25 protein-coding genes are annotated in these 26,873 nt (G+C 67.0%); 6 read left to right on the top strand and 19 right to left on the bottom strand.

Features of this window, described 5'->3' with window-relative positions; translation table 11 throughout:
• Nucleotides 1-3 precede the first annotated feature (3 nt).
• The 13 genes from PYR72_RS25840 to PYR72_RS25780 form a co-directional block, all read right to left on the bottom strand.
• Nucleotides 4-237, bottom strand: coding sequence for an excisionase family DNA-binding protein (locus PYR72_RS25840; protein WP_275457531.1), 234 nt, complete (start codon nt 235-237; stop codon nt 4-6).
• A complete protein-coding gene (locus PYR72_RS25835; RefSeq protein ID WP_275457530.1) occupies nt 230-1,582 on the bottom strand; it encodes a replication initiator in 1,353 nt (450 codons plus the stop codon). Before PYR72_RS25835 ends, PYR72_RS25840 begins: the two co-directional genes overlap by 8 nt.
• Nucleotides 1,583-1,688: 106 nt before the next feature.
• Nucleotides 1,689-2,003, bottom strand: a complete 315-nt coding sequence (locus PYR72_RS25830) for a SpdD-like protein (RefSeq protein ID WP_275457529.1) — start codon at nt 2,001-2,003, stop codon at nt 1,689-1,691.
• A 27-nt stretch (nt 2,004-2,030) separates the two neighbouring features.
• A complete protein-coding gene (locus PYR72_RS25825; RefSeq protein ID WP_275457528.1) occupies nt 2,031-2,186 on the bottom strand; it encodes a hypothetical protein in 156 nt (51 codons plus the stop codon).
• 17 nt (nt 2,187-2,203) lie between these two features.
• Entirely contained in the window at nt 2,204-2,383 is a 180-nt protein-coding gene (locus tag PYR72_RS25820) for a mobile element transfer protein (RefSeq protein ID WP_033526533.1), read from the bottom strand.
• A 14-nt stretch (nt 2,384-2,397) separates the two neighbouring features.
• Entirely contained in the window at nt 2,398-3,138 is a 741-nt protein-coding gene (locus PYR72_RS25815; RefSeq protein ID WP_275460514.1) for a DUF2637 domain-containing protein, read from the bottom strand.
• Between the two features lie 5 nt (nt 3,139-3,143).
• On the bottom strand, nt 3,144-3,626 hold the full coding sequence (locus tag PYR72_RS25810; RefSeq protein ID WP_275457527.1) for a hypothetical protein: 483 nt from the start codon (nt 3,624-3,626) through the stop codon (nt 3,144-3,146).
• Nucleotides 3,627-3,709: 83 nt separating this feature from the next.
• Nucleotides 3,710-5,128 carry an FtsK/SpoIIIE domain-containing protein gene (locus tag PYR72_RS25805; RefSeq protein ID WP_275457526.1) on the bottom strand — a complete coding sequence of 473 codons (1,419 nt, stop codon included), beginning with the start codon at nt 5,126-5,128 and terminating at the stop codon, nt 3,710-3,712.
• Nucleotides 5,129-5,133: 5 nt separating this feature from the next.
• A complete protein-coding gene (locus PYR72_RS25800) occupies nt 5,134-5,481 on the bottom strand; it encodes a hypothetical protein (protein ID WP_275457525.1) in 348 nt (115 codons plus the stop codon).
• Between the two features lie 200 nt (nt 5,482-5,681).
• Nucleotides 5,682-6,530, bottom strand: a complete 849-nt coding sequence (locus tag PYR72_RS25795; protein ID WP_275457524.1) for a protein phosphatase 2C domain-containing protein — start codon at nt 6,528-6,530, stop codon at nt 5,682-5,684.
• Nucleotides 6,527-7,378 (bottom strand): sigma factor-like helix-turn-helix DNA-binding protein, encoded by an 852-nt coding sequence (locus PYR72_RS25790; RefSeq protein WP_275457523.1) that lies wholly within the window; start codon nt 7,376-7,378, stop codon nt 6,527-6,529. The genes PYR72_RS25795 and PYR72_RS25790 overlap by 4 nt, the downstream gene beginning before the upstream one ends.
• A 175-nt stretch (nt 7,379-7,553) precedes the next feature.
• Nucleotides 7,554-7,943, bottom strand: coding sequence for an ATP-binding protein (locus PYR72_RS25785; RefSeq protein WP_275457522.1), 390 nt, complete (start codon nt 7,941-7,943; stop codon nt 7,554-7,556).
• A 97-nt stretch (nt 7,944-8,040) separates the two neighbouring features.
• Complete coding sequence (locus PYR72_RS25780) at nt 8,041-8,892, bottom strand: helix-turn-helix transcriptional regulator (protein ID WP_275457521.1); 852 nt, start codon at nt 8,890-8,892, stop codon at nt 8,041-8,043.
• 976 nt (nt 8,893-9,868) lie between these two features.
• On the opposite strand from PYR72_RS25780, the gene PYR72_RS25775 reads away from it, so the two are divergent.
• From PYR72_RS25775 to PYR72_RS25765, 3 genes are all read left to right on the top strand, one after another.
• Nucleotides 9,869-12,247 (top strand): tetratricopeptide repeat protein, encoded by a 2,379-nt coding sequence (locus PYR72_RS25775; protein ID WP_275457520.1) that lies wholly within the window; start codon nt 9,869-9,871, stop codon nt 12,245-12,247.
• A gap of 409 nt (nt 12,248-12,656) precedes the next feature.
• On the top strand, nt 12,657-14,345 hold the full coding sequence (locus PYR72_RS25770) for a DUF262 domain-containing protein (RefSeq protein WP_275457519.1): 1,689 nt from the start codon (nt 12,657-12,659) through the stop codon (nt 14,343-14,345).
• Between the two features lie 858 nt (nt 14,346-15,203).
• On the top strand, nt 15,204-15,689 hold the full coding sequence (locus tag PYR72_RS25765) for a DUF4265 domain-containing protein (protein WP_275457518.1): 486 nt from the start codon (nt 15,204-15,206) through the stop codon (nt 15,687-15,689).
• 198 nt (nt 15,690-15,887) lie between these two features.
• Here the strand turns inward: PYR72_RS25765 and PYR72_RS25760 are convergent, their stop codons facing one another.
• Both PYR72_RS25760 and PYR72_RS25755 read right to left on the bottom strand, forming a co-directional pair.
• A complete protein-coding gene (locus PYR72_RS25760) occupies nt 15,888-16,184 on the bottom strand; it encodes a hypothetical protein (RefSeq protein WP_275457517.1) in 297 nt (98 codons plus the stop codon).
• 518 nt (nt 16,185-16,702) lie between these two features.
• A complete protein-coding gene (locus PYR72_RS25755; protein WP_275457516.1) occupies nt 16,703-17,023 on the bottom strand; it encodes a hypothetical protein in 321 nt (106 codons plus the stop codon).
• A 1,420-nt stretch (nt 17,024-18,443) separates the two neighbouring features.
• Between PYR72_RS25755 and PYR72_RS25750 the strand changes: the two genes are divergently transcribed.
• From PYR72_RS25750 to PYR72_RS25740, 3 genes are all read left to right on the top strand, one after another.
• The gene (locus PYR72_RS25750) at nt 18,444-20,870 is read left to right on the top strand and encodes a helicase-associated domain-containing protein (RefSeq protein ID WP_275457515.1); all 2,427 of its coding nucleotides are present in this window, start codon (nt 18,444-18,446) and stop codon (nt 20,868-20,870) included.
• Nucleotides 20,871-20,989: 119 nt separating this feature from the next.
• Nucleotides 20,990-21,205: a type II toxin-antitoxin system VapB family antitoxin gene (locus PYR72_RS25745; RefSeq protein WP_275457514.1), complete on the top strand. Its 216-nt coding sequence runs from the start codon at nt 20,990-20,992 to the stop codon at nt 21,203-21,205.
• Nucleotides 21,202-21,624 (top strand): PIN domain nuclease, encoded by a 423-nt coding sequence (locus tag PYR72_RS25740; RefSeq protein ID WP_275457513.1) that lies wholly within the window; start codon nt 21,202-21,204, stop codon nt 21,622-21,624. Before PYR72_RS25745 ends, PYR72_RS25740 begins: the two co-directional genes overlap by 4 nt.
• Nucleotides 21,625-21,673: 49 nt before the next feature.
• Here PYR72_RS25740 and PYR72_RS25735 read toward each other — a convergent pair whose 3' ends face one another.
• The 4 genes from PYR72_RS25735 to mpaP all read right to left on the bottom strand — a co-directional run bounded on the left by PYR72_RS25735 (nt 21,674) and on the right by mpaP (nt 26,659).
• Nucleotides 21,674-21,931 (bottom strand): hypothetical protein, encoded by a 258-nt coding sequence (locus PYR72_RS25735; protein ID WP_275457512.1) that lies wholly within the window; start codon nt 21,929-21,931, stop codon nt 21,674-21,676.
• 14 nt (nt 21,932-21,945) lie between these two features.
• Entirely contained in the window at nt 21,946-22,194 is a 249-nt protein-coding gene (locus tag PYR72_RS25730) for a hypothetical protein (protein WP_275457511.1), read from the bottom strand.
• Nucleotides 22,195-22,205: 11 nt separating this feature from the next.
• On the bottom strand, nt 22,206-24,833 hold the full coding sequence (gene lanKC, locus PYR72_RS25725; RefSeq protein WP_275457510.1) for a class III lanthionine synthetase LanKC: 2,628 nt from the start codon (nt 24,831-24,833) through the stop codon (nt 22,206-22,208).
• Nucleotides 24,834-24,991: 158 nt separating this feature from the next.
• Nucleotides 24,992-26,659 (bottom strand): daptide biosynthesis intramembrane metalloprotease, encoded by a 1,668-nt coding sequence (gene mpaP, locus PYR72_RS25720; protein WP_275457509.1) that lies wholly within the window; start codon nt 26,657-26,659, stop codon nt 24,992-24,994.
• Nucleotides 26,660-26,873 lie beyond the last annotated feature (214 nt).

Here is a 26,873-nt window from a genome sequence, read left to right as displayed (position 1 = left end):
CTCTCAGGCCGCTTGGGCGGGTCGGTGACGCAGCTTGGCCACGTAGGCGGGTACGGCGTCGGTGGGGACGCGGCGGAGCCGCCCGACCATGACGGACTCGATCTCTCCCGCGAGGACGAGCCGGAAGCAGGTCGTACGGCCGATGCGGAGTCGCCGGGCCGCTTCCTCGACGGTCAGGAGGGCCAGGGAAGGGTCGAAGGGGTCCGTCGTGGCCAGGGTCAGGTGGCGCTCAACCATGGGTGGGTTCTCCTTCCGTCGAGGGGGTGTCGTCGGGTTGGCGTGAGGCGGCGAACCAGGTCTCTGCGGCGGTCAGGCCGGTCCCGGCGAAGCGCCAGTGAGAGAGGACGAGGGTGGAGTTCGGGTCGGGGAGGGGGTGGCCTGCTTCGGCGGCGCGGGCGCGGGTGAGGGCTTCGTTGTGGTCGGCGCGTTCCTGGCGGAGGGCGCCGAGGGTGACGGAGTAGGCACGGGACTTGGTGGAGAAGTGGCCGCGGAAGCCGAGCATGTGGGCCCACTTGCGCAGGCGGAGGGCTTCGAGTTCGGGGCGGGCGCCGAGGTGCCAGCAGGTGAGGATCAGTTGTCGGGCGTGGTCGGTGACACCGGAGCCGATGAGGTCGGTGATGGGGTTGCGAATCGGGCGGTCGAGGGTGCCGGCCGTCTCGGCGCCCTTGGTCGCGTACTTGGCGATGTACGCGGCGACGGCGCGGCTGGAGAGTTCCGAGGTGCCCGCGAAGTCCGCCGAGCGGATGGGGCGAAGGTCGAGCTGCTTCCCGAAGCGGAAGCTGTAGGGGCGCGCGTCGAGGAGGGGGCCGGGGGTTTCGGCGATGCGGGCCGCCGTACGGATCGCGTCGGTGAGGAGTTCAGTCGTCGCCCAGGACGGTGGGGTGTCCTCGGCACCTTCCGGGCCGTCGAGGCGGATCACGGCGTGGAAGTGGACGGCGCCGCGCCGCTGGTACTCGGCGACCTTGGCGTAGGAGACCTTGAGGGTGTCGCGGAGTTCTGAGCGGGTGAGGCCCGCGCGGGAGGCGAGCTGTTGACGCAGGTAAGTGGTGAAGCGGGCCCAGAGCGCACCGGCGTGCGCGTTCCAGAGGACGGCCGCGTGGTAGCCGTACCGGTCGGGGTCGAGCGGAGTGCCCAGGGAAGGGTCGTCCTCGGGGTGGGCCCGGCCGCAGCGGCAACGGCCGGTGGTGGGGCGGTTGTGGACAGGACCAAAGGAGGGGGCGGTGAACGTGGCGAAGACGCGGGGGTGTTGGGCGACGGCCGGGCCGATGCCCTTGCCGCCGCTCAGTCCGGCCGTGACGAGGTGGAACGTGTCCTTGCGGTACACCTCAGCGCAGGCCGCGCAGCGGGTAGCACGGCGGTTGTTGCAGCGGATGAGGAGTTGTCCGGCCGGAAGGTCCGTGTCGGCGATCTCGCGGACGATCTCTCCCGTGGCCGCGTGGATGTCGAACCGGTGACCCTCCATCCGTACGGGCCGCTCGCAGCCGCCGAGGTGCTGAATCTGTCGGGCGTAGGCGCTGAGGTCTCCGTGCCGGGCGAGGGCGGCGAGGTGGCGGATGGCTCCGAGGGGAGCCGGGGGGTGCATGTGCGGGTTCCTCCTGCCAGGGGATCAGGGTTGTGCGCGCCCACCGCCCACACCGTCCAGGGGGCTAGACAGTGTGGGCAGGCTGAACGCAGGTGGAGCCGTTGAGTCAGCGGCGGGTGAGAAGGGAGCGGATGACGACGGCGCAGACGGCGGTCGAGGTGGCTGTGACGGCGACGGCTAGGAGCATGGAGACGAGGACGGCGCCGACGACCAGGACCACGGCGGTACCGGCGCCGACCAGGGCCAGCGCGGTACCGGGGGTGAGCTGGACCACCGGATGTGTCGGCGCCGGAGTGGTCGTGGTGGGGGCCGGTAGCGGCTGACTCGGGGCAGCCGGGGTGACGGCGGTCGGCTGGACGATCACGGGCGGGGTGACCAGGCCGGTCGGCTGGGGCATGGTCGGGATCTTGGGCCGGAACATGAGCAGGTCTCCTTACACGTGTCGCGGTTACTTGACGAGGGAGTTGATGACGGGGGCCAGGAGGCTGTCGGCGATGAGGTAGCCGCCGAGGAGGAGCGCGGTGATGAGCCACCAGGGCGGGCGGATGAGCTTGACGCCCAGGACCCCGACGCAGAGCAGGGCGAGCCAGAGCGGTACGTCCATGGAGGGTTGGTCTCCTGTCAGGCGGAGCAGCGGTGGGTACGGGCGGCGAGTTCAGCGGCAGCGCGGGAGTCGTACTCGGCGGAGAAGTCGCAGCGGGGCGCGGTGCAGGCGGCCAAGTGGCGGTGCTTGCCGCGCTCGATGTAGGAGGCGACGTTCACGGGGCCGATACGGCGGACGTTGCGGAAGCGGCGGTGCATGGCGGGACTCCTTTTCAGAGGTGGGCGGCGACGGATGCGGTCATGGACGGGGGCAGGCCGAGCCGGGCGCGGACGGTGTCGGGGTCGGCGGGGTGGCCGGTGGCCGAGTGGTGTTCGTCGGCCAGGGCCCGGACGCGGTCTACGAGGGCGGGAGGGAGCGCGACGGAGGGAACGGGCGCCAGAGCCGGAGTTGGAGCGGGAGCAGGAGGAAGGTCGGGATCGGTGACCGGTTCGGTGGTGGTGGGTTCAGGGGCGGGATCGGGGTCCGTGGACGGTGCCGGGAGCGCGTCCCGGTCAGGCATGTCGACGGCGGTGGGGGCGGAGTGCGGCTCCTTTTCGGGGCCGGTGGTCGACGGGGCCGGAGCCTCTGGCGCTTCCTGCTGATGTGGTGTGTGGGCAAGGAGCGTGCCGCCGAAGAAGGCGACGGCCGGCCAGCCCGCGACCACGACCCGGAGCCAAGCGGGGACGTCGTCGAGGTCGAGGAGCCCGGCGGTGGCGACGTTGGCGCCGAGGGAGGCGGCCAGGGCCACCAGGAACCACAACCGTGGCCCCCCGGCCCCCTGTCCCGCTTCCTGGGCCTGCCGCATCCGACGCCACGCGGCGACCAAGAGGAGGTCGACACTGACCGGGTAGGCCCACGCCTTCCAGCCGCCCTGTCCGGCCGCTTCGGCGAGGTCGTGCAGGTGGGAGAAGGACAGGGCGCCCGCGATGACCGCCTGGACGATCACGGCGTCGACCCGCAGGCGCTTGACCATGGTCGTCACCGGGCCAGGGGACGGCCGTTGGCGGTGGCGATGGCCCGTAGAACGAGGTCGAGGTTCGTCGCGTCCAGGCCGCCGACAGCGTCACCCAGCGGGATGCGGGCAGCATCGTCGGCGAGCGAGGCGGCCAGGGCCAGGATGCGCAGTTCCCCGCTGGAAGCGGGCAGTTCCTTGCCCTCCAGCGCCTGAACGACCTTGGGCCAGTCGACCCCGTACGGCTCCGGCACGGGGCCCGAGTAGTCGACGAGCAGCAGGCCGGGCCGCTCGGCCAGCCGCTTGACCCACAGACCGTGACCGGTCAGGAGGCCGATGGCGGCCCGCCGGGCGGGGGAGCCGTCGGCGGCGGCCGTCAGGGTGTCGGCCAGCTCGGTGGCATCGACAGCCAGCGGGGTGTCGTCAGTGTCGTACCAGGGGCAGTCACGTTCGTCGTGGTCGACGCCGGTTTCGTTGCCGTCGACGTCACCGCAGTGTTCGCAGAACATCGGTCGTCCTTCCGGTTTTTGGCATGGGAGGGGTAGGGACATGGCGCGAGGCGATCACGCCGGCCGGGAGGGGAGGGAGAGGGCTACTCGGTCACCGGCTGAGCAGTGGGCGCGGCAGCGGCAGCGGCAGCGGCAGCGGCAGCGGTCGTAGGGGACGGCCCGGCGGACTCGACGGCGACAGTGGGCCGGAGGAAGGCGAGCCGGGGCAGTTCCGGCGCCAGGGCGGCGGTGTCGCGGCAGACGGCCGCAGCGTCGTCGAGGGTGAGGTGAGGGGAGCGGACTCGGGACCAGCCGCCGGAGGAGTCGCCGACGACGGCGACGCCGGGCCGTTCGGCCGGAATGGCGGTGGCGGCGAGCGCCGCCTCAGGCGAGATGTCGGCGAGGGCCATGTTGGCCGAGGCTTCGTCGTTGACGCGGTGGCAGACGCGGCCGGTGAGCTGGGCGCGCAGCATGGTGGCGCCCTTGCCGAGTTCGGAGCCGAAGCGCTGCCCGCAGACCTCCAGGTATATGCCGGCCGCGCGGCCGAGCTGGGCGAGGCGGATGAGCTTGGTGACCATGGCGTCGCGTCGCTTCTCGTCGTCGCGGCTCGCGGCGAGGAAGAGTTCCGCCACCTCGTCGACGACGAGGACGATCGGCACCGGCCGGACCGCTTCCGGCAGTCCCCACACGTCCGAGGTGAGCACGGCGTCCGGACCGGACCCGGCCCCGGCCCCGCTACGGAGACCGATCAGCCGGAACCGTGCCTCCATCTCGTCCAGCAACGCGTCGAGGAGTTCGTTGGCCCGGTCGGGGGTGTCGGCGAGCGCGGACAACCGGGGCGCGAACGGCGCCAGTTCGACACCCCACTTGCAGTCGATGCCGACGAGCACGACCGGCCGCCGGGCCAGACCGCACAGCAGGTTGCGCAGGTAGACGGACTTGCCGGACTGCGTGGCGCCGAGGATCAGTTCGTGCGGCACGGTGCGGAAGTCCCGTTCGTGCCATACGCCGTCCTCCCGCAGCGCCAGCGGCAGGCACAGCGGCGACCCGAAGGCCGGCCGACGCGGAGCGGGCCGCACATCGGCGAGCACGTCCCAGCCGACCAGCCGCAGTTCGAGCCGCCCCGGCTTCGTGGGACGGACGTACACGGCGTGGGCGCCCCAGGCGTGCCGCAACCGGTCGGCCGAGGCCATGAAGTCCTCGGGAGCCTGCCCGGCCGCCATGCGCAGCCGCATCACGAGCCCGGACCCGGTCGGCAGCGGGAACGACCGCCGAGGCGGTACGGGCGCCGCCTGCCGCCCCATCATCCGAGCGGTGGCCCGGCGGACGGCTGAGGCCGGGACCGTCAAACCACAGGCGTCCATCGTCTCCCGGTACGAGACGAGGACCCGCAGCACGGCGACCGGATACCCCGCCAGCCACCAGAACACCACCGGCGTACGACGGCGCATGACCAGCAGCACGACCAGGACGAGCAGAGCCAGCAGCAGGACCGGCAGCGGAATCCGGAAGTTGTCGGTCACGGCGCTCAACCCCGAGCCGGAGCCGGAGCGTTGACCATGACCGCGTCGGCCCGGTAGGCGATCCCGTGCCGGGCCCGCCCGCCGAACTCACTCTCCCAGGGCCGGGCGATCAGCCCCGACAGGATGACCGGCGCACCCATGACCAGACCGTCACCGATGCCCGGCTCAGGAACGGTCACCTTGATCATGTCCGAACCACCGGCCGCGATGAACACCAGCTCCAGCGTCATGAGCCGCTGGTTGGTCACCGGGTCAACCGCGACCTCACCGGTCTGCCGGTCCCTCACCTTCACCTCGGGCAGCTTCGTGACGAGCATCGTCGCGGCCGAAGTGTCCACAGGAATGACACGCATTTTCTGTACCTCACTGGGTCGTTGGCACCTCTCGCTGAGCGGCACCACACCAACTGGATACCCCCCTAGACAGCGCAAGGGAGGACCACCCACCTAACTGTCTAGGGGGGTTGACAATTAAGGTAGCGGTCGAAATCCAAACTGTCTAGGGGGGTATACGAGCGCGTCTGTGACCTCAACGCCTGCGCGAGCGACCCGAGCTATGTCAGCGTCAGGCCAGTGCTCAGTGCCCAGTGAAGGACGGTAGCGTCGTCGCGAGCCTTCCCACGCGGCCAGCGCCGCCCCTCGGGGTCGTCGGCCTCAGCCTCACGCACCCGGCGGATCAGTTCATCCGGCCCCGACGAGTCGAGCACGGACAACACCTCTGCCCAGTCGGCGAGTTCGAACCGGTCCACGAGCCGAGTCGCTCCATCGCTCAGCAGCGTCACCGACGCCAGCGAATCCAGGGAGACCGTTCCCGTCAGGGCATGCTCAGCCGCCCTCGGATCGGGGCCAGCGATCCAGAAGCCGCCCGGCCGGTTACGGAACCCGGTCAGGGTGTCCTGGTACTCGGCGAGCGCGGCGGAGTGTTCCGGCGTACCGGTGGGCAAGGCGTCGACGGGACCGCGAAGCCGCTTGCCGATCTCGCCCAGGCGCCGGTCGGTGACGACGGATGTACGGCCGCCCCGGTCTGCCATCAGCAGGGAGGAGTCACCGAGTACGAGGTAGTCCAGGACTCCCCCGCCAACGATCCTCGCGGCAACGACCGTACTGGTGGGACTGGCCCGGTAGGCGAGATCGCAGCTGTCCTCATGCAGGGACCGGACGAGGCCGATCGCGTCGGCCAGACACTCCGAGAGCGGCCTTACGGGACGAGCGGTGATGCCGCGCAGCAGCAGACCGCCCAGAGTCCCGGAGAACCAGGCAACGCCGTGCGTGCACCCGGTTTCGGCCCCGCCCACGCCGGCGCCGTCGAGGAGGACGGCCGCGCCCGGAGCCGCAGCGGCGAAGTCCTCGTTCTCCCGGTCGGGGCCGGGTTCGGCGGGGAGCGTGGCGAAGGTGACTCTCACACCGTCGTCTCTTCGTCGTGCCGGTACAGGGGGCAGAGCAGTTCGGCGGACTGCGGTTCGCTGGTGTCGGGGTCGTACTCGACTCCAACCAGCGTGGAGAACCGGCGGTCACCGACCTGCCCCCACAGCGCGTACAGGTCGTTGGCGAGCAGCTGCACGACGCCGAGGGAACCTTGCGTGTGGATACCGGCGATGGCGATCAGCGAGCCATTGCCGTCCGGGCGAGGCAGCCGACCAAGGTATCCGACGTCGTACGGCCGGGCCGGATCACTGTCCTGTCCCGAGCGGTAGACCGTATCGGTCCGCCGGTCCACCACGGTCCAGGGCCCGTCTTCCGCCTGCTCCCAGCCGAGCACGGGATCTTGGGCGTACGTGTCCCACATCTCCTGAGACATGCGCGGACCGCAGACGACGACCAGGCCGTCCCGGTTGAGGTCGATCTCACCGCTCACCTGCACATGCTCCGAGGCGACGTCGAGCCCGTACGACCGCGCCAGATCTTCCAGCCGCTTGCCGGAACTGACGTCATCCATGGCGACGACGGTCCGCCCGCGCTCATCGTCCCGCCGCAGCGGGGTGGCGATGGTGACCGCTCCCCGGCCGAGGAAGGCCCCTTCCGGCGCCGGACCCGTGTGCCGGATCTGATGAATGCGCCCGCGGCTCAGGCCCGCCTTCTCGGCGATCTGCGCGTACGACAGCCCTTGCGCGTGCAGGTCCTGGACCACTCGTCGGCGAAGGCGAGCAAGCTCGGTCACCTCTTGTTGCGCGTCGGCCAACCGAGTCGTGACCTCGCGCAGGAGCAGATAGGGATCATCGATCGCCATGATCCGCTGCAACTGGTCCGACATGACCTCACCTCCTAGCGATAACCAGGAGTCTAGGGCCCTAGACGGAATGGGCGGGAGACGCCGACCCGTATGCACTCCGATCACGTAGAACTGAGACCGCCGGTTGGGCACACCCCGAGGGCTCACCCGGTACCGCCCACGAAACGAAAGCGGACGGTCGCCGACACAGCCCCAGTCACACTCTCTCCCGCATCAGCTCTGCCCACACGCTCCGGCCATCTGGCCAGTTCTTGACGCCCCAGTCCTTGGCGCAGGCAGCGATCAGCGCCAGACCACGGCCGCCTTCTTCCTGCTCCGTCGCATCGCGCAGGCAGGGTTCACCCTCGCTGCCCGTGTCCACCACCTCGATGCGTACAAGGTCATGGCCGAAGCTGACGATCACAAGGAACCAACCGTCGGCCAGACCACTCGACGAGTGCCGCACGGCATTGGTCGCAAGCTCACTGACGATCAGGACGGCGTCGTCGACCGGGCCTCGCTCATCGAGCAGCGCGGCAACGAAGCGGCGGGCCTGCGGCACTTCTTCGGGCAGGCCGGGAAAGGCACGGCACCACTTGGTCAGCATGGGAAACCCCTCCTCTGCGTCTAGAGGGCTAGACAGCACAGCGGCAGAGTATTCCCACGAGTAGACAATGAGCCAGGCATCTAGAGGAATTATTCCTCTATCGAGTGAGGGTATCGCCCAGCCTTCGAAACTCCTGCATCACCCGCAACAGCAGCTCTCGCACGTCGTCGCCGAAGACCGCAGCTTCCTCGAAGCGAGCGAACGTCTCCTCGTAGGTGGCCAGTTCGACAGGGTCAACCGTGACACGCTCGCGGTCGAACGTCTCGACGACGACGGCCCGCTGGTCGCACAGGGTGAACCCGTGACGAGGCAGCACCGGCACCGGCCGGCGCCAGGGGATGACCCCGAGACGGACCGTGCTCAGGCTCTCCACGGCCAGGAGGCGGTCGAGCTGGGCGAGCATGAGCGCCGGGGTCCCCGGCCAGGTCCGCAACACGGCTTCCGTCAACACGAACGCCGACTCCCGCCCCGGCTCGTACAACACGCTCTGCCGCTCGACACGGGCAGCAACAGCCCGACCGACAGCCCCAGGTGTCGAGTTCGGCGCACTCGCGAAGACGTGTCGGGCGTACTCCGCGCTCTGAAGCAGGGCGGGAAGCACAAGGCACTGGAACGACCGCACCAGTCGCGCGGAACGAACCTCAGCGTCAACGGTGGTGGCGTCCGGGGGTGCGTCGTCGGTGAGTTGGCCGGAATCGGCAGCAGCGAGCACGGCATCCAACAGCTCCCGCACCTCACGAGCGGCGGACTCATCAAGGCCGAGGGCACGCGAGAGCCGGTCGAGCACATCAACGCTCGGAACCATGCGCCCGGTCTCGACCTTGGACACGGTCGGCTGCCCCACACCAGCCCTCTGCGCCAGCACCGCCCCCGTCAGGCCCACCTCTGCCCGAAGCCCACGAAGACGCGCGCCAAGCGCCCGCATCCGCTCCCGCCGCTCACTCCCCATGCTCAGGGTTCTACACCACGAGGCAGCCCGGCCATGATTCAAACTTTCTCTACTGGTTCAAGGCGGCTCGCTCCGCTCCCCGCACGCGGCCCGGCCCCCGGCCGGGCCTGCGCTCCTGTCTCCGCCCCGCTCCAGCCCGGCTGGCGCCCGTGCCGCGCTCAAAGCATGCAGCCGATTGAGGCCAGAGAAGGGTACGTCGTGGCTAGGGGCTCCACGGCTTTAGCCACCTCCCCGATCCGGGTCCCGCGCCGAGCAAGACCAGGGGGCCACTCGTGCACATTGCGGTCAGGCCCAAAGCCTGCCCGAGTTGCCAACCAGCGTACGGCCCCCTGATCAGGCTCGACCCCAGACCGGGGCAGGCCACCGACCAAATCCGTTCCACCGCCCGCATCCGTAGCCGGCAGGTGTGCGGCTCGCCTCCTGACAACCGGGCCACGTCTTGCCCGCCGTGCGGGCGATGCCTCCATTCGTACCAGAATCGCGCCTTTAGCACTCGTTGTGGGGAACCAGCTGCGCGATCAGAGCGATCGGAGCATCATGGGCTCATGACTGGGTGGGGAAGAAGACTTGCCTTGACCGGAGCCGGGACGGGGGCCGCGGTCACAACCGTCCTGATAGCAGTAGCCGCCGCAGGAGATCTCGACTACGCCGATAAGGTGGCCAGCGTCATCGGAGCAGTCGTCGCCCTTCTCACCGGAGTTGTATCGCTGCTGCTGCTTCTTCGGACGAACACACAGCCCCTCGGGCAGACGGTCGTTTCTACCGGAGAAAGATCCGTGTCTACAGGCGGCAGTATCAGCGGAACAGTTGCGACTGGCAACACCACATTGATGCGAACGGTTAGCCAGCGAGTACCACCACAGCCCGCCCCGGGACGGCCCCACGGAATAACCGCGCATGGCGACCGCTCAGTTGCTGTGGGCGGTGACATCACAGGAACCGTAAACACGGGCGATAGCGCATCAAGGCACGACCAATGAACCACAGCAAAAAGGAACAGAAAACCACACCTGGGCGCACCGTTCAAGCATCCGGGTCACGCGCCGTCGCAGCGGGTGGAGATATTGAGATCGCCGTAACTGGCGATCACAATACCAGCGTTGTACAGCACGTCTATAATTCAACGCTTCTATCTGCAGATGCCCTAGTGGCACCTCAAGCCGTACCCACCCCGGTAAGACTTAGCAATCTACCGCATGTGCCGCGACATTTCGTAGGCAGGCTTGAGATTCTGCATTTAATAAATGAGGCTCTACATAAGGAAACTATCCCAGTAATTGTAGTTTGCGGCCTCGGAGGAATCGGCAAAAGCACACTGGCAGCGTACTGGGCAGCCAGACACGGCAGAGATTGCAATCTGGTCTGGTGGATCACTGCCGATACTGAGTCAGCGCTACAAAATGGATTGGCGAATCTGGCTACTTCCCTCCAGCCTACTCTAGGACAATTCCTACCACATGACGCATTAGCTAATTGGGCCTTACAGTGGCTAGAAACTCACCAAGGGTGGGTTCTAATCCTCGACAATGTCACCGACGCAGCACACGTGCGCTCCATCCTTCCGCACTTAAGCGCCGGCCGCTGCTTGATTACAACGCGCAAGTTTTCCGGATGGCACGATACTGCCTCACTGATGCAGATAGATGTTTTGAATCCTAGCGAGGCCGTCGAGCTCTTCAATCACATCGAGAATCACTCCTCGCCAATGAGCGACGTTGCCAAAGTATGTGAATCACTTGGCTACCTTCCCCTGGCGGTGGAACAGGCTGCAGCATTTTGCCTGGAGACTGGCACGACGCCCAGCGATTACCTCGACATGCTGGCTGAATACCCAGCCCAGCTTTATGACGCTGGCCCAGAAGGAGGAGACGCAGAGCGCACGGTGGCTCGAATCTGGCAAATCACTCTTGCGAAACTTGATCCACTATCAACAAATATACTGAAGTCAATTTCTTGGTACGGTTCTGAGGCCATACCACTTGAACTACTAGAGGACGTCGGAAGCGCGCCCCAGCTTAGGGCCGCGATCGGCCAGCTTACAGCTCACAGCATGCTAAGCACTGGTTCCAGCGGCCGCCGAATTTTTATGCACCGATTGGTTCAGTCTGTCTTACGTAACGGACAGGGCGCTACGGGGGCCCGTGATGCAGCTATTCAGCGCCTTGCTAGCAAGGCACCCTACGACCCTGAGCATCACATAGAAGGCTGGCCATTTTGGTGGGATCTGCTTCCACATATTTTAGCGTGCGCCAGCCATATCGACGCAACGCTGCCCAATGAGACATGGGAGCACATCCTCAACCAAGCGAGCATCTTCCTGTTCATTCAAGGGGAGCATAAAGAAGCCAAACGGCTAGGGGTACTAGCACTTGACGTCGCAGAGCAGCTACACGGCGCCATTCATCCTGGGCTCCTAGACCATCTCACGCATCTGCATCACATCTACAACGAGATGGACGATCACGAGTCAGCTATCCAAGTCGCGAGACGGTGTTTGGATATAGCTCAGATCACCTGGGGAAACGAGAGCTATCAAGTCGCTCTGCGACTTGTCCATATCGCCGACATATACCAGCACATGCAGCAGGAAAGGGAGGCTTTAGCCACTGCGAGACAGGCCTTCAGGATTGCGAGTACAGTGCTGCATCCAGCAGATTATCGTTGGCGTACTTTCAAGCACATCCTAGGAGAGTCGTATTGCGCCACTGGACAGCCGCGCAAAGGCATCCCATATCTGCGAGAGGTACTCCACCGAACAACAGAGACAGACGGCAACGGTCATCCGCATGTTGCCACCGCACTCCGGTCCCTCTCAAACGCTTACCTAGCTGCTGGACTGCCGCAGGAGGCCCTGCCTCTAATGGAGACAGCAACGAGAATCGTAAGAAATTCCTATGGCGAAGATCATTATGCGGTGATGCATTTCGGGATGTCATTGTCGCGTATCTACCGCTCAGTCGGAGAGTACGAGAAGTCCATCGAGCTACTTCAGGAGCTAATGGAGCTAAGGCAATTTGAACGGCTGAGTCGATCCCATCAGAATGAGCTTCGCCTCAAACTTGGCTTAACATATGAAGCTCAAGGGAATTTCAATATGGCAGTGAATCACTATATCGCCATTTTGGACGCACTCGGCGAGATGCATAATACAGAAACAAAACTCGGCCTGATGAGTCGAATCGCTGCACTTCAATTCAGAATTGGGCTCCATGCTGATTCGATCCCGTATTGGGAATCAATGTTGGAGATTTTGACAATAATACTAGGTGAAAAAAGCAAGAGGACCGAATGGGTCCAATCAGGTCTGGAACATGCCCAGATGCACGTGCGTTGGGAAAGAGTATCGAAGGACTAAAGATGAAGGGCGAACATTGACAAACCCCCAGGTGGTGCGCCATTCGGCACAATAGAGGAATGGCATGCGATGCACCGCCTCCCGTTAAGCGACTGCAAGGACAACGGGATGGCGTACAAAAAGTTCGTCGATGCCGAGCGCGGGGTCTGGCGGCAAGGACTCGTGCCCTTGTTGGACCGAGGCCGCGTATGCGGGCAACGATCGGCTTCAACACGGCGCATGGGCAAGTAGGGGACTGGGATCCCAAGCTCAGCTGCGTGGAGGCAGTTCCTGGCGTGACTTGGGCAGTCGCTAGCCGAGTGCATCGCCGTATGGGTGGAGGGCGCCGCACCCGACGTGCCGTCAACATGCGGTCCCAAGTTCGCCAAGTCCATGTACTGCTCTCAAGCAGTGTCCTACGATACGAAGCATGCCTTCTGCCAAAGCGACGCCTACCTCGATCAAGTTTCAGCTCGTCGGTGTTGCGGAGCTGATCGAAATGCAAGAGATGCGCGTCCCTATTTATCAGCGCTCGTACCGCTGGCGCCCAGATGCGGAGGTCTCTCAGTACTGGAGCGATCTACGCCACGCCTTTGGAGAAACTGACGAGTACTTCCTCGGAACGGTTGTACTCACCACCGAAGGGGACAGTGCACGAAAGACCATCATCGATGGTCAGCAGCGCATCGTGACTACGTCCTTGCTATTGGCCGCGATCCGCGATCACCTCGAGAGTCGCGGTAACGAGAAGTTCAGCGTAATCGAGCGCGACTACCTTGCCAAGGAAACTTTGCAATCGGAGGGCAAGGACCCTCGCCTAATTCTGAACCCCGAAGACGATTCCATTTTTGCTTCTATCGTATCGGGAGATGCTGACCCCAAAGCGGCCGACAGTAAAGCTCCCGCGGTGATGAAGGGCTACGCGTTCCTGTCAGAAGCTGTGGGCGAAGTTGCCGACTCAGTCGGTGATGAAGCGGAGAAGAGACTTCTCCAATGGGCCACTTTTCTCCGCGAACGCGTTCGCCTTGGAGTTATCGAAGTTCCATCCGAATCCGATGCGTATGTAATTTTCGAGACCCTGAACAACCGGGGGGCCGACCTAACCACTGCCGACCTTCTCAAGAACTACATCTTCGGCAAAGCAGGGAGTGAACTCGACAAAGTACGCGACTACTGGATGCGCACCCTCGGGGCCCTAGAACTTTCTGCCGCAGATAGCAAGTTCACCGCCTTCTTGCGACACTACTGGAGCTCCCGCTATGGCTTGACGCGGGAACGAGACCTATACGCAAAGATTAAGGAAAAGGTGAGGACTAAGAGTCAAGCTTCGCAGTTCACGATTGACCTCTCCCGAGCGGCAGAAAAATATTCAGCTATCACAAACCCCGGTCATGAATTCTGGACCACCTTGGACCATGCGGGAAAGGCCGATCTGCAGATTCTAGCCAGGTTCAACCTGGCACCTAACAGGGCTCTATTGCTCGCCGCGATGGATAAGTTCTCAGCAGTGGAGCTTAAGAAGCTACTTCGCGCAGCTGTGAGCTGGTCCGTTCGAGGGACCGTCACAGAGACGATCAACTCCGGAACAACGGAAGAACGCTACTGTGACGCCGCTGTCGCAATCCGCAGCGGGCAAGTTAAGACAGTTAAAAGCGTGAGAGAAAGACTGGGAAGCACTATCCCGTCGGACGATCAGTTCAAAGAAGCTTTTGCGATTATGCGGGTACCCAAAAATGCCACGGCCCGCTATTATCTTCTGGCTCTGGAGCGCTACGAAGCTAAGACCTCCGAGCCTGAGCTAGTTCCCAACGAAGACGGCGACAAGCTCAACCTTGAGCACGTTCTTCCGCAGAATGCCACGCAAACGGATTGGCCATCATTCAAGACGGCAGACGAACGTTACAACTGGGCCTATCGTCTTGGGAATATGACTTTGCTTCCGAAAGGGAAGAACGGAAAGATCGGCAACAAGTCCTTCGCGGTTAAGGCTCCTATCCTTCAGTCGTCGGCGCTTTCCCTTACAGCCACAGTCGGTCAGCACACGCAGTGGACTGCAGGTGAGATCGCCGCACGGCAAAAAGCTCTTGCCGAGAAGGCTGTGTTCGCTTGGCCTCGTTGAAGGTAGGCCCCACCACGCACCGTCCCGTGAACAACCTGCAGACTTACTAAGAGGCTTATAGCCACTGACCTGTCAGTTTGTGGTGCACGCGTACGGTCACCCGAGCCGCATGCACCACAGGCCAGCCGATGCGGTGACGTGGGTAGGCACCCTGTCCGGTGGGACTGAGTTGAGGCGCGCCAAGCCTGCGTGCCCCGGGGGCGGATCAAATGAGTGTTATCTGCGTTTCGGGCGCAGGTGACCCCACGTTACTTCCGGACGAAGAGGTCATCGCGGCAAAGTGGCAACCTGCGCGCTTCCGCCGTCGTGGCTTGCTCTGGTCGACGGCCGACAGCGTGGCTCAGGCTGGCGGGGGTGCAGCGAGGCACACGCGCGCCTGCATGGTCGGCTGACCCGCCATCGTGGCTTACTGTCGCCGGCTGAAGCTCAGACACCCAGTGTCGAGCTCGGCCGGGGTTCGTTGCCTCTGAAAGGACCGTGCCATTCACGTGCCAGATCCTGCGGGGAGCCAGGGGGAACAGCGGTAACTTGCCTTACGAGCAACGGGACTCCCACACCGCTCGATCGCAGGTCAGCACAGCAACCGTCGCCAAGAAACACAAGCTTCCCAAGCTGAGGGCTCAGGCACCATCCTTACGGTCCGGCCGTCCCGGCTTGCTCTGGTCGACGACACCGGCAGCGTGGCTGAGGTCGGTGGGGGTGCAGCGAGACACACGCGCGCCTGATCGGTCGGCGCACCCGCCGTCGTGGCTGGCTGTCGTCGGCTGAGGCGCAGACGAACCCATGTCCCCACTCTGAGCAGACGTCTCCGATCACCCACCTACGACAGGCGCGGCGGGACTGTGCATCCTGAGCACCATGACGAACCCCGAAGGCCCGTACGTGAAGGTGCACTTCCGGCTTGAGATCGAGGACGACTGGCCCCCGGCATCGGTGGAGAGCCTGTGGGCCGTCGACCAGGGCGACGGCACCGCGCGGCTCGACAACATCCCGTGGTTCGTCCGGGGCATCGCGTGCGGGGACGTCGTGGCCACCGAGCCCGACGAGGAAGGCGCGCAATGGGCCGGCGAGGTGGTTCGACGCTCGGAGAACTGCACCATCCGCCTCATCGTGCTCCGTGACGACGGCTCCGAAGCCGCACGGCAGAGCGTGCTCAATGCCTTTCACGAACTCGACGTCTGCGGCGAGGGCATAGAACGGTTCCGCATGGTCGCCCTTGACATCCCACCCACCGCCGATCTCGCCAAGGTGCAACGACTCCTCAAACACGGCGTGGCCAAGGAGTGGTGGCACATGGAAGAGGGCTGCATCAACGCCGAATGGCGGGCCACATCCGCTGGCTGACGCTGTTCGTGGGCCCCATGGCTGGGCCGTCCCTGGGCCGTCCGAGGCCGCTCAACAGTGGCCAACAACGACCAACGACGACCACCAGGCGCACGATCCCACCGCCCCTGACCAGCAAAAACCCAGCTCCCCAAGATCCCCGACAAGACCCAGGGCAAGAAGAAGTAGTTCGCCGAGCGGTTAGCGCTGTCGTTTGGGTCAGGTCGTGTGACGGCGGCGGGCCCGGAACCAGTGGACGCCCTTCACGGCGTACACGGCGGCCATGAGCGCGAAGCCGACGAAGGTGAGCCGGAACCAGGATTCCGCCACTGCGAGACTCAGCAGCAAGCCGCCGAAGAGCAGCAGGGAGGCGACGACGTCCAGCAGGTCGAGGCGCGCCTCGAAACGCACCGCCGAGTCGGATCCGCGCAGTCGGCGGATGACGGGAACGAGGCCGAGCACCTGCAAGACGGCCAGACCGAGAGCGATCCAGACGAACAAGCCGGGTATGTCCACGGCGCGCACTGTATCGCGCCCCCGGAACCCTGAGTGGTCCGACTGCGTGATAACACCGACAAACAAAGGACGACTGCGAACGTCAGCGGACGGTCAGCGCAGGTGAGAGGCACACCAACCCATGGCAGCACCCCCACTCAAGTTGCTTCGGGACGAAGAAGTCTTCACTCCAGGTCTCACCGCCACGCTTCCGTCGGCGCGGCTTACTCTGGTCGACGGCATGGCAGCGTGGCTGAGACCGGCGAGGGTGCAGCGATGCACACGCGCGCCTGATCGGTCGGCACACCCACCATCGTGGCCGACTGTCGTCGGCTGAGGATCAGACACTCCCAGCACAGCTCCGCCAAGGGACGTACGAGGCTATGGCCCGTGCCATTCGCGTGCCAGATCCTGCGGGGAACCACGAGGAACAGCGGGAACTTGCCCCGGGTGCGACCAGGACTCCAACACCGCTCCGCCGTAGGTCGGCACAGCAACTGCCAGCAGAAAACCCGAGCTTCTCGTCTGATTCGACATCCTCACTCTGAGATGCGCAGCAAATAGATGTCGGACTTTGCAATTCGCAGCCACTGGCCATTCTCGGGGCAAGAGTTTTCGCCTTTTCCGAGATCCACTCTAAGCTCAATAAAGTCAGCTGAGAGTGTGGCTTCCTTGATGGTTACACGGGTCGGATTATCCTGGTTTCCGCACACCTTCGAAACCGAAGAAATTCCTTGAGGTGAAAATACTGCAGTCGCGACCTTCTCTTCACTCTCGGCGTCGGCTTGAGCGTAACCACTGGCAGTGATGAATCCCGCCACAATGAGAGCGACGACAAGCGCAGCAAAGGCTACCCACAAGAGGACCTTTTTTTGCCTTCGCTACAGGCTTGACGCTTTCCTCGATCTTCCCCATATCGCTACCGGCATCACTCTTAACCCCCTTGACCAAAGCTAGCACGCAGGCCAGGGCGGCTGCCGCAAAGAATCCGTACGGCGATACCACCCAACCTACCTCTAGGTGTCCCTTCGGGGCTGCAAATACGAGTAGTGCCGTGTATGCAGTCGCCAGCGAGAGAGAGGCGGTCAGGACACTTGATGAGGCTGTATTAATAGAGGTCAGTTGTTGTTTCACAACCTCTCTATAGGCCTCAATTGCTACGATTTCCTCAAAAGTCGGAGGGCGGAGGGTCGGGCCCCCATCATTCGCGTCCCCGGCATTGAGCACTTTCGGATCATTCATCGAGAATCCAGGTGTGTCCGCACGTGCATTGCACCACGACGCGACGGTGACCGCTGGATACGCCTTCGGTGAGAGATCCCACTAGTTGAAATCCGGGGTTTACCGTTGCTTCGATCAACTGCTTCCGAACGTCGGACGACGAATCTTCGAGGAGAGTTGCTTCTTGCATCAGAGGTTCAAGGCCCTTCGGGAAAATAATCCCTAGCAGTGGCTCATGAACGAGCGAAACCGTACCTTGATCTATTACGGCTACCGGCTCATGAGCGCTGCAATCGCCATCCCCTTGAGGGCACGGGATCCTCATACACCTTCTCCGTTCTGCTACCGTCAATTCCCTACGATGACTCCTCCTGCAGGTCGAAGTTAAGTCTCGCGGCTTAAAGCAGCCACCGGGGCTAGACCAAAGGAGTGGGAGTAGCCACGGAAGGTATGCCGCGATGAGCTGCCATGCTGGACAGCCTCATCGCCAGCCTGCTGCAGGAGCCGACAGCAGACGCGCGCTGCGGTCCTGGGCTGCACCTCGTCCGGTGTTCGGCGCCCACGTCGTCGTCCGTCTCACTTCCCGTCTCATTCAGGCTCGTTCACGGGCGTTCAGGCGGGACCGCAGATCGAGTTCGAGCTACTGGGCAGACGAGCATGAACGCAGGTGAACGCCTATGCCCACAGCCCAGCGACCTACCACCACAGTTGGAAAGCGTGTTGGGGGCAACCCCTCACGAGTTCGAATCTCGTATCCTCCGCAGCCGCCTGAACAGGCGAAACGAAGAGCCGAGCCGCAATCGCGGCTCGGCTCTTCGTCGTGCACTGGTTGCAGTTTTGGTTGCACTTATATCCGCTCATTAAAGATATTTCGGTGAGCGGACAGCCGGATCTACTCCTGCCGTCGGCTCGACTCGTCGGGCTTGGCCCGGCGGAGAGGTGCCGTGGGCTCTGTCTTCGTACGGCGTTCGCGGATCATGGAACTGCGCCATCCTGACCATGGCGCCGAAGCGGCTTCGGCCCGCCTGTGACGTTCCCTGTCTGTCGAGGTGCACCCTCATGAAGTCCCGATCGACGCTTGCGACCTGGCTGAGCGAACTCGACGGTTCCCGCCTGGCACGCGTACTCACCGTGCGGAAGGACGCAGCCTCCTCTCCCGAACCACGCTCGGTGGGGGAACTGGCGGACCGTCTCCAACGTCCGGGGTCCGTGGCACTCGTCCTGCCGCAACTCACTCTGCCGTGCTTGCAGGCCGCCGAGGCGCTGGCCGCCCTGGGAGCCCGAGCGACCCGGGACAGCCTGGCGGAGTTGCTCGGCGCGACGTCCCCTGCGGCGGCACACGCGCTGGACGCGACCCTGGAGGCACTGTCGGATCGGGCGCTCGTGTGGCACGACGGTAACAAGGCACTCCGTATGCCTACGCCCTTGCGGCAGGCGTGGAGCACGCCCCTGGGGCTTGACGCCCCGCTGGAAGAGCTGCTGGCCGGCACCACCTCGGAGGAACTGCGCGGCATGCTGGCGGTCCTGGGTATCAAGCCACCCGGCACCAAGCAGCAGCGACTCGCGGCTCTGGTGGAGCATCACAGTGATGCGGTACGGGTCGCCGCGCTGGTGGCGGGGGCACCGGCGGCCACACGGAAGTTGCTCGAGCAGAGCGCCAGGTCCACGCCACGTCAGTCACCGTTCGTCGTGTTCGGGGCTCCTGGCCGCGACCTCCCACCAGGCGGCCGATGGGCACTCGACCGCGGGCTTCTGCTCCAGGACCGTCACCAGTACGGGCCCGTCCGGATGCCGGTCGAGGTGGCCCTGGCTCTGCGGGGACCCGATTGGCACGCTCCCTTCGAACCTCTGCCGCCCGTCCCACAGTTGGTGCCCATCACCTCGGCGGAGGTGGAGCGGGAGGCCGCGGTGGCCGCCACCGCGTTCGCGGCCCATGCCGCCTCCGTCCTGTCGGCGTGCGCGACCGCTCCACCGACCCGGCTGAAGTCGGGCGGGATCGGCGCGCGTGAACTGGCCCGCATCGGCAAGGCAGCGCAAGCGGACGACGCCGTCGTACGTATCGCCCTGGAAACCGCGTGCGCCGCCGGGCTGCTGGCCCGCGACGGCGATCGCGTACCTCCCACCGAGGCGTACGACACCTGGGCCGAGCAGGAGCCCGCAGAACAACTCGCCGTACTGCTCCGAGCATGGCGGGACCTGCCGCTCACCCCCACCCGGGCGCGCGACGAAGACAACAAGGCGCTTCCCGCGCTCGCCGGTGCGCCTGCTTGCGGCGGCTGTCTGCAAGCACGCCACGGGCTGCTCACCGCGGCGGCGGGGCTCCCGGCAGGACAGGGTGTGACGGTCTCTTCGGAGCTGGGGCCGCTCGTGGCCTGGCACCGTCCGCTCGCCGACGATGCCTCACCCGAGGACACGGCACCGTTCAGCACCGTGATCCGCGAAGGCGAACTGCTGGGCGTGCTGGCACGGGGTGCGCTGTCCCCACTCGGTGCCCACCTGGCGGCCCACGCCGACGAAGAGCTCCACATCACGGCCCGGCGGCTGCTGCCCCCCGCGACCACGACGGCCCGGATCGGCGCCGACCTCACCGCCGTCGTCACCGGCACCCCGTCCGCGCGACTCTCGGCGCTGCTGGATTCGATGGCCGACCGGGAGACCAGTGGCACGGCGTCTGTATGGCGCTTCAGTGCCGGCAGTATCCGCCGGGCCCTGGACGCCGGCCGCACCCCGGACGACATCGCAGCCGACCTGGCCGGTAGCTCCGCCACGGCCCTGCCACAGGCGCTGACCTATCTCATCGCCGACACCGCGCGAGGTCATGGACGGGTGCGCATCGCCCCCGCGGCCTGTGTCATCCACGGCGACGAACCCGCGCTCCTGGCCGAACTCGCCACCCACCGCGCACTGTCCAACCTCGCCCTGCGGCAACTCGCCCCCACGGTCCTGGTCAGCGGCAGCCCACCGGCGACGACTCTCGCCACGCTCCGTGCCGCGGGCTACGCCCCGGTTGCCGAGACCGCACGGGGAACGGTACGCATCGAGAAGCGCCTGCCGCAGAGGGCCGCCGCCGTCCCGCCCCCGCGAGGGAACGTCGGGCGGCGCGGCCCCCGGACCATCGCGACCCGCGCCTCGGACCTGCCCACCGACACCGGGATGGACGTCCTGGCCGACCGGCTGCTCAAGGCCCCGACGACGGCACCGGAACCCGACCCGTTCGGCAGCGGGGTGCCTTTCGCGACGGACACCGAGGAGATCGTCGCCGGATACGCGAAGCACCTGTCGTACAGCGACGTCCGCCAGATCGCCCATGCCATCGACACCGGTGCGGCCATCACGGTCGAGTACGTCGCCACCTCGGGCAACCGGACCGTACGGACCCTCAGCGACCTGGAACTCGACCCGCCCTACCTCGACGCGTGGTGCCACCTGCGCGAAGCGGAACGCGTCTTCACTCTCTCCCGCATCCATGGCGTGATGCCCGCGTAGGACTCGACGGCCAAGGCCGGGTGCCCGGGCGCGCCGGGTGCCCGGGCACCTGGTGTGCGCACCTTGCAGACACCTCGTGAGATATACTTGACCCCACATTTGATATCAGGGAGGCACTCGTGAGTCGGACGGTTATCGACCTGGACGACGACCTGGTAGCGGACGTGGCAAAAGCGCTGGGTACGAGCACCAAGAAGGAGACGGTCAACACCGCTCTTCGCGAGGTGCTGGAGAGCCGGCGCCGCGCCCTGGCTCTCGCCCGGCTGCGGGCCACGGCCACGGACGGCGCGTTCGATCTGGGGCTATTCGAGAACAAGGGGAACTACCGTCGGTGAACTCGGCCCAGTTCCTGATCGACACCAGCGCGCTCGCTCGGTTCATGCGTGAGGACGCGGAGCAGTACGGCTGGGACCAGGCGGCAGCCGCGGGGCTCATCGCCGCCTGCCCGATCACCGAGCTTGAGTTCTTCTACAGCGCTCGCTCGGCCGCCGACAGAGCGCGCGGCATCGAGGACATGCGGTTGATCTTCGGCTGGGTTCCCGTCGACGACCGAGCCTACGACCGCGCCTGGCAGGTCCAGGAAGCCCTCACCAAGCAGGGAAAGCATCGCAGTGCGGGTGCGGTGGATCTCGTCGTCGCCGCGACGGCCGAGCTGCAAGGGCTCACCCTCCTGCACCGCGACCACGACTTCGCCTGCATCGCGGCAGTGACCGGCCAGGCACTCCAGTGGTACGGCCCGGAGAGCGGCAAATAGGCCTGCGGTGGTTGCAGTGGTGGTGGCATTCACCTCCGTCCAGCACCGTTCAGAAGCGTGTGGGGGTCGACCTCTCACCAGTTCGAATACTCGGCTCCAGCGGTATCCGGACCGGTGCGCAGTGCTGGGCGTCGCACGAGCGGGGGAAGGTGCCGTCGATCAGGGAGATGCCGTTCAGGACGACCCAGCCGTCGTCGTCGACCTCGGTGCACAGGACCGGGTGGAAGGAACAGTCTTCGTAGATGTCTCCCACGCGGATGCCCGCGGGGTTGCGGGGGTCGGTGGCGTCGTTCATGCGGTCCGACATGCCATGCGCGCTGTTCAGGCGTGGTGGGTGATGTCCGTCCAGTGCCAGGAGCGTAAGGACGGGTCCCTGAAGATGTGGTCCAGGGTGTGGGTCAGGTCGGGGGCCGGGGTCGTTCCGGCGGGGGGAGCCAGGCGGACGGTGAAGTGGTCGTCCCCGAGATCCGGTTCGTAGTGCCAGTCCTCCGGGAGCAGGGCCAGGAACCGGACGGCCGCCGGTGCGGGGGCGCCCGCGCCCGCGGTGGGGCGGGGGGCGATCAGGACCACGTGGTCGCCCCTCATGACGGGCGGTGGGGGGTCGGGAGGAACGGCAGGCCCTTGCCCGTGCCGAGGGCCTCGTCCAGGGCGAGCAGGACGCCCGCCGTGCCGGTGGCGAGGTCCGTCGACAGGCGCAGCGTCTGGTCGCCCAGGAAGGCGGGGTGGCCCCCGTGGGGGACGGCGTGCCAGCCGAAGGCCGCCCAGTGGCGAGGCAGGGCCGGGTCCGTACCCGGGTGCGTGTGCAGGTGGCGCAGGGCCAGTGCGGCTCCCGCCCGGCCCTGGAACAGGCCCGCCTGCGCCTGGTAGAGCGAGGCCAGCGAGGTGCGGAGGAGGGGGAGCGAGTCGGTCAGGTCCGGCTCGGGGGAGGTCAGGTGCGGGAGCAGGTCGCTGATGACCATCGCCGTTCCCGCCCCGCCCACCGCCAGGTACGGCATCCGGCCGATGCCCGGCCCGTTCACCAGCTCGGTGAGGTCGTGGCGCAGTCCCTCCACCGCCACGTGCAGCGGTTTCGGGTCGCCCGTCCGCTCGTACAGGCGCAGCAGGAACAGGGCCGCGCCCGTCGCGCCGTGGAGCAGGCCCGGGCGGGGGCGGGCCGCGTAGCCGCCCGGGGTGCGGTCCGCGACCAGGTCCGCCAGGCGTTCGGCCGCGTCGAGGTGACCGAAGTGGAGCAGGGAGAGGCCGATACCGGGGAGGCCGGCGAAGAGGGAGCCGTCGACGTCGTCCAGCGGCAGGGCGAGGGCCCGGTCCAGGACCTCGCGGGCCTCGGCGGTGCGGCCCAGGGCGTCGAGGGCGTACGCGATGCCGTGCAGGCCGTCGTAGAAGCCGGGGCGGGGGTCGGTCCAGCGGCGTACGCGCTCGGTCAGCCAGTCCACGTGCTCCGGCCGGATCTCCGTACCCGCGCCGGCGAGTGCCCACAGGACGCCGGCGGCGCCGTGGGCGAGCGCGAGGCCGCCGCCCGGGGCGGTGAACTGGGCGATGTCGCCGGGGAAGAGGCGGTCGTCGCGGTCCGGGGTCGCGGTGGCCAGGATTCCGGCCGCGAGCGCGTCGCGCAGGGAGGGCCAGTCGGTGGGGGTGAGGTTCTCGGTTCCGGGCCAGACCGGGGCCGTCGCCGCCGCCACTTCGCCGACGAGGGGCTCGCCACCGACGGCGGCCCCGGAGGCTACAGCGGACCCGGTGCCCGCGGCGGCCCCGGTGCCCATGGCGGACCCGGTGCCCGCGGCGCGCTCCGCGGCCGTCAGGTCCGCTTCCACCCGCTCCGCGAAGTCCGCCGGTACCGGGAAGTTCTCCGTCACCAGGGTGATCAGTTGCCGTGTCTTGCCGGGTCCCCAGCCCAGCACCACGGTCAGCGGCAGGAACACCGCGAGGCGCAGGCAGCCGAGGGCGTACCGGTCGACCGCCGGGCCCGTGCAGCCCGCCGGGGCGCGGAAGCCGGGCGCACCGATCGCCTGGGAGGCCGCGGCCTCGACCGGGGTCGCCGTCTCCAGGTCGATGAAGGCGACCGAGTCGTCCGGGCGGACCATGACGTTGTTGGGGTGCAGGTCGCCGAAGACCACGCCCCGGGCGTGCAGGTCCCGCACACCCGCGTCGATCCGGTCGAGGACGGACAGGGCCCAGGAGGTGTACGCCGCGAACGACTCGGGGGAGGTGTCGGCGTCCGGGTTCAGCAGCGGGTTGGCCTCGTGGATGCGGGTGTGCAGCGAGGCCCCGGGCACGAACTCCCTTGCCAGGAAGTAGTGTTCGCGGCCCCTGCGGTAGTCGATCAGCGGCGGTACGCAGTCCAGGCCCGCCAGCCGCTCCAGTGCCCAGCGCTCCCGCTCCAGCCGGGCCACCGCGTCCTCGCCCTCCTCGTCGAGGCCGGCCAGCGGGCGGGCCTCCTTGAGGAGCACCGTGGCGTCGCTTCCGGCACCCTGGCGCAGGTCGCGGGCCTCGTAGACACCGCCTCCGTTGGAGAAGTGCAGCGCCCTGACCGCGCGGAACGGGAAGTCGCCCATCGTGCTCGCGTTGCGGGCCGCGAGGGACTCGGCGAGGCAGTCCGGAAGGGTGACCCACGCGGGGGGCCGGAAGCCGGGGCCGCGTACGTCGGGGACGAGACGGCCCTCGGGGTCCTCGATGCAGTGCACCGGATCGCCCTTCGCGTCCCGGCCGAGGCGGGCGACGAACCCGCCGTAGCGCACGTAGAGCGGGCCGGAGCGCCAGCGCAGGTCGCTGAGGATGTACGGGCCGGGCTCGCCGCCGATCTCGGCGTCCAGCGCGACGAGCACCCGCTCCAACTGGACCTCGTCCAGCGGGTAGAGGGTGATGAACTTGCCGCTCGCGCCGCGGTCGCCGTACTTGCTGTTGCGCCGGTTCAGGACCTCGGCGCTGCGGATGTACTTGAAGGTGAGCCTCTCGCGCACGCAGTAGGCGCGGACGGCGTCGAGGATCCGGTCGGCGTTGTCCTGGGTCGCCGAGACGTGGATCTTCCAGCCCTGGCCGGGGAGTTCGGTGTCCGGCGGGGTCAGCACCACCCAGTCGCCGTTGACGGTCCGGGTCCAGCCGGCGGGTGGTTCCGCCACGGTGTCGGCGGGCCCGGTGGCCGTGGCGGCGACGGCCGGGTCCTCGTAGAACGCGGTGCCCGCCTGGCAGTAGGTCACGTACCGGAGATCCATGGTCGTCGGTCTCCCTCTCCCTCTTCGTCTCGCTGCTCGGATTCGTCTCGCCTGCCCGAATGCTTCTCGCCTGCCCGAATGCTTCTCGCCTGCTCGAATGCTTCTCGGCTGCGCGAATGCTTCTCGGCTGCTCGGGCGGCCGGCTTCCCGGCCGGCGGTCACCAGCGCCAGGCCGGTGCGACGTACTTGGTGTAGAGCCACTCCCAGCCCGGGCGGCTGCCCGCGTCCAGCTGGGCCGCGCCCGAGCGATCGGCGGGGGTCCGGTCCCGCCCGTCGCGGATCTCCAGCGGAAGGCCGAGTGCCGGGGTCGGCAGGGCCTCGCTGCGGACCGGGATCAGCGCCGACAGCGGGGCCATGGCCTCCGTGCCGTCCGCCCCGTCGACGGCGACCGTCGCGGAGCCGGTCTGCGCGCGGGTCGCGATGCCCGCGCGGTAGAGGCGTACCGGGGCGCCGGAGGTGATCAGCGCACGGTCGGTGGACAGGGGCAGGAGCAGCGTGATGCGGCCGTCCTCGGCCCTCGTGTAGCCGCCGTTGACGGTGTACGGGACCTGGACCAGCTGCCCGAGGACGGCGACGGCGGCCGCGGCGAGGGTGAGCACCGCGCCGAGGCGCAGGGGGCGGCCGCCCGCCGTACGGGCCTCGCGGGCGAAGCGGCGTACGCCGCGCGCCAGGTGGTGGACGAAGTAGCCGATGCCGCACAGGACGAGGAGCGCGCCCAGGGCGCCGAGGCGCTGGAGGCTGTCCGACCAGAGGGTGATCGCGCCCGCCACGATGTAGAGCGGGAACGTCATGCAGAGCAGGCCGAAGGGGACCGCCCAGCGCACGCCGGGCAGTTCGCGGCGGTAGCCGGTGCCGCCGGCCAGCAGACGGGCCAGCCACCTGCGGGCGTCGGTCATCGCCCGGTCGCGCAGGTGCGGGATGTCGAGGTGGCTCATCAGCGCGATGTAGCCGTCCAGCTTCACGAACGGCAGGAGGTTGAGGACACCGGAGAGATAGGTGACGACGGCGTACACGAGGATCCCGTCGCGCGCCGCCGAGTCGCCCATGAAGAGCGTGGCGAGGGCGGCGGCCCCGGCGATGACGGTCTGGGTGGCGATACCGGCGAGGGCGACCCCCACCCGCTGCTCCTTGCGCGGCAGCCGCCAGCCGTCGGACACGTCGCAGAAGAAAGCCGGCGACATGTAGAAGAGCATCATGCCCATCCGGGTCGGCCGTCCGCCGTGGTACGTGAGGACCGCGCCGTGGCCGATCTCGTGGACGGCGGTGGTGGCGAGCACCGCGCCGATCACGCACAGGTAGAGCAGGGGCGAGAACGGGCGCCCCAGCGCGCCCTGGAGATCGGCCGCCCGGAAGGCGAGGGCGAGCAGTCCGCCGAGCGCGACGGCCGAGGCGGCCAGGGCGGCCCGGCGGTGCGCGGCGGCCGCCACCAGCGGGGCGAGGCGGGCCAGCATCCGGTCCGGCTTGAGGAGGGTGAACTGCAGGGTGAGCGGCGGGACGAACCGGAACCAGGACCCGCGGTTCTTCCTCGGTACGCCGTCGTCCAGCACCTTCGCCCCGGCGAGCGTCCGTACCGCCGAGCCGACGTCGGCCCGGGTCCAGGGCGCGCCCAGGGCCTCGGCCAGGTCGTCGTGGCCGCGTACGCCGTCGACGGCCCGGACCAGGCGGGCCAGGTCCTCCTGGAGGCGGAAGTACTGGTGGCTGCCGCGCTGCACCACCCAGGGCGCGCCCGGCTCGGCCGGCTCGTGGACCACCACGTCGGGGGCGAGGCGGGGACGGGCCAGCCGCTCGGGGGCCAGTAGTACGGCACCGGCGGGTGAGCTGGACATGCCTGGTTCTCTCCTCGGGACGGCGGGACAGCGGGACGGCGGGGTGGTGGACGGCGGGGTGGATGGCGGGGTGGATGGCGGGGTGGGGCGCGGGACGGCATGCCGCAGGGCGACGTCGCGGTGGTGTCCGGCGCGACATCGGACGGCGGGCCAGGGTGAGGTCAGGCGGGGGCGGGGGCGGGGGCGGGGTGCGGGCCGTCGGGGGCCGACGGCC

It is taken from the genome of Streptomyces sp. VNUA24 (assembly GCF_029167005.1).
In the GTDB taxonomy this organism is placed as follows: domain Bacteria; phylum Actinomycetota; class Actinomycetes; order Streptomycetales; family Streptomycetaceae; genus Streptomyces; species Streptomyces scabiei.
The sequence above is the reverse complement of the archived record's forward strand: the minus strand, read 5'-3'. Positions and strand labels throughout refer to the sequence as shown.

Excerpts from the sequence above, each read along its gene's own strand:
- PYR72_RS25735 (WP_275457512.1), bottom strand. The coding sequence starts at position 21,931 with ATGTCGGACCGCATGAACGACGCCACCGACCCCCGCAACCCCGCGGGC.
- PYR72_RS25825 (WP_275457528.1), bottom strand. The coding sequence starts at position 2,186 with ATGGACGTACCGCTCTGGCTCGCCCTGCTCTGCGTCGGGGTCCTGGGC.
- PYR72_RS25835 (WP_275457530.1), bottom strand. The coding sequence starts at position 1,582 with ATGCACCCCCCGGCTCCCCTCGGAGCCATCCGCCACCTCGCCGCCCTC.
- PYR72_RS25790 (WP_275457523.1), bottom strand. The coding sequence starts at position 7,378 with ATGTCGGACCAGTTGCAGCGGATCATGGCGATCGATGATCCCTATCTG.
- PYR72_RS25775 (WP_275457520.1), top strand. The coding sequence starts at position 9,869 with ATGAACCACAGCAAAAAGGAACAGAAAACCACACCTGGGCGCACCGTT.
- PYR72_RS25780 (WP_275457521.1), bottom strand. The coding sequence starts at position 8,892 with ATGGGGAGTGAGCGGCGGGAGCGGATGCGGGCGCTTGGCGCGCGTCTT.
- lanKC (WP_275457510.1), bottom strand. The coding sequence starts at position 24,833 with ATGGATCTCCGGTACGTGACCTACTGCCAGGCGGGCACCGCGTTCTAC.
- PYR72_RS25750 (WP_275457515.1), top strand. The coding sequence starts at position 18,444 with ATGAAGTCCCGATCGACGCTTGCGACCTGGCTGAGCGAACTCGACGGT.
- PYR72_RS25765 (WP_275457518.1), top strand. The coding sequence starts at position 15,204 with ATGACGAACCCCGAAGGCCCGTACGTGAAGGTGCACTTCCGGCTTGAG.
- PYR72_RS25810 (WP_275457527.1), bottom strand. The coding sequence starts at position 3,626 with ATGTTCTGCGAACACTGCGGTGACGTCGACGGCAACGAAACCGGCGTC.
- PYR72_RS25785 (WP_275457522.1), bottom strand. The coding sequence starts at position 7,943 with ATGCTGACCAAGTGGTGCCGTGCCTTTCCCGGCCTGCCCGAAGAAGTG.
- PYR72_RS25840 (WP_275457531.1), bottom strand. The coding sequence starts at position 237 with ATGGTTGAGCGCCACCTGACCCTGGCCACGACGGACCCCTTCGACCCT.
- mpaP (WP_275457509.1), bottom strand. The coding sequence starts at position 26,659 with ATGTCCAGCTCACCCGCCGGTGCCGTACTACTGGCCCCCGAGCGGCTG.
- PYR72_RS25815 (WP_275460514.1), bottom strand. The coding sequence starts at position 3,138 with ATGGTCAAGCGCCTGCGGGTCGACGCCGTGATCGTCCAGGCGGTCATC.
- PYR72_RS25770 (WP_275457519.1), top strand. The coding sequence starts at position 12,657 with ATGCCTTCTGCCAAAGCGACGCCTACCTCGATCAAGTTTCAGCTCGTC.
- PYR72_RS25830 (WP_275457529.1), bottom strand. The coding sequence starts at position 2,003 with ATGTTCCGGCCCAAGATCCCGACCATGCCCCAGCCGACCGGCCTGGTC.
- PYR72_RS25800 (WP_275457525.1), bottom strand. The coding sequence starts at position 5,481 with ATGCGTGTCATTCCTGTGGACACTTCGGCCGCGACGATGCTCGTCACG.
- PYR72_RS25820 (WP_033526533.1), bottom strand. The coding sequence starts at position 2,383 with ATGCACCGCCGCTTCCGCAACGTCCGCCGTATCGGCCCCGTGAACGTC.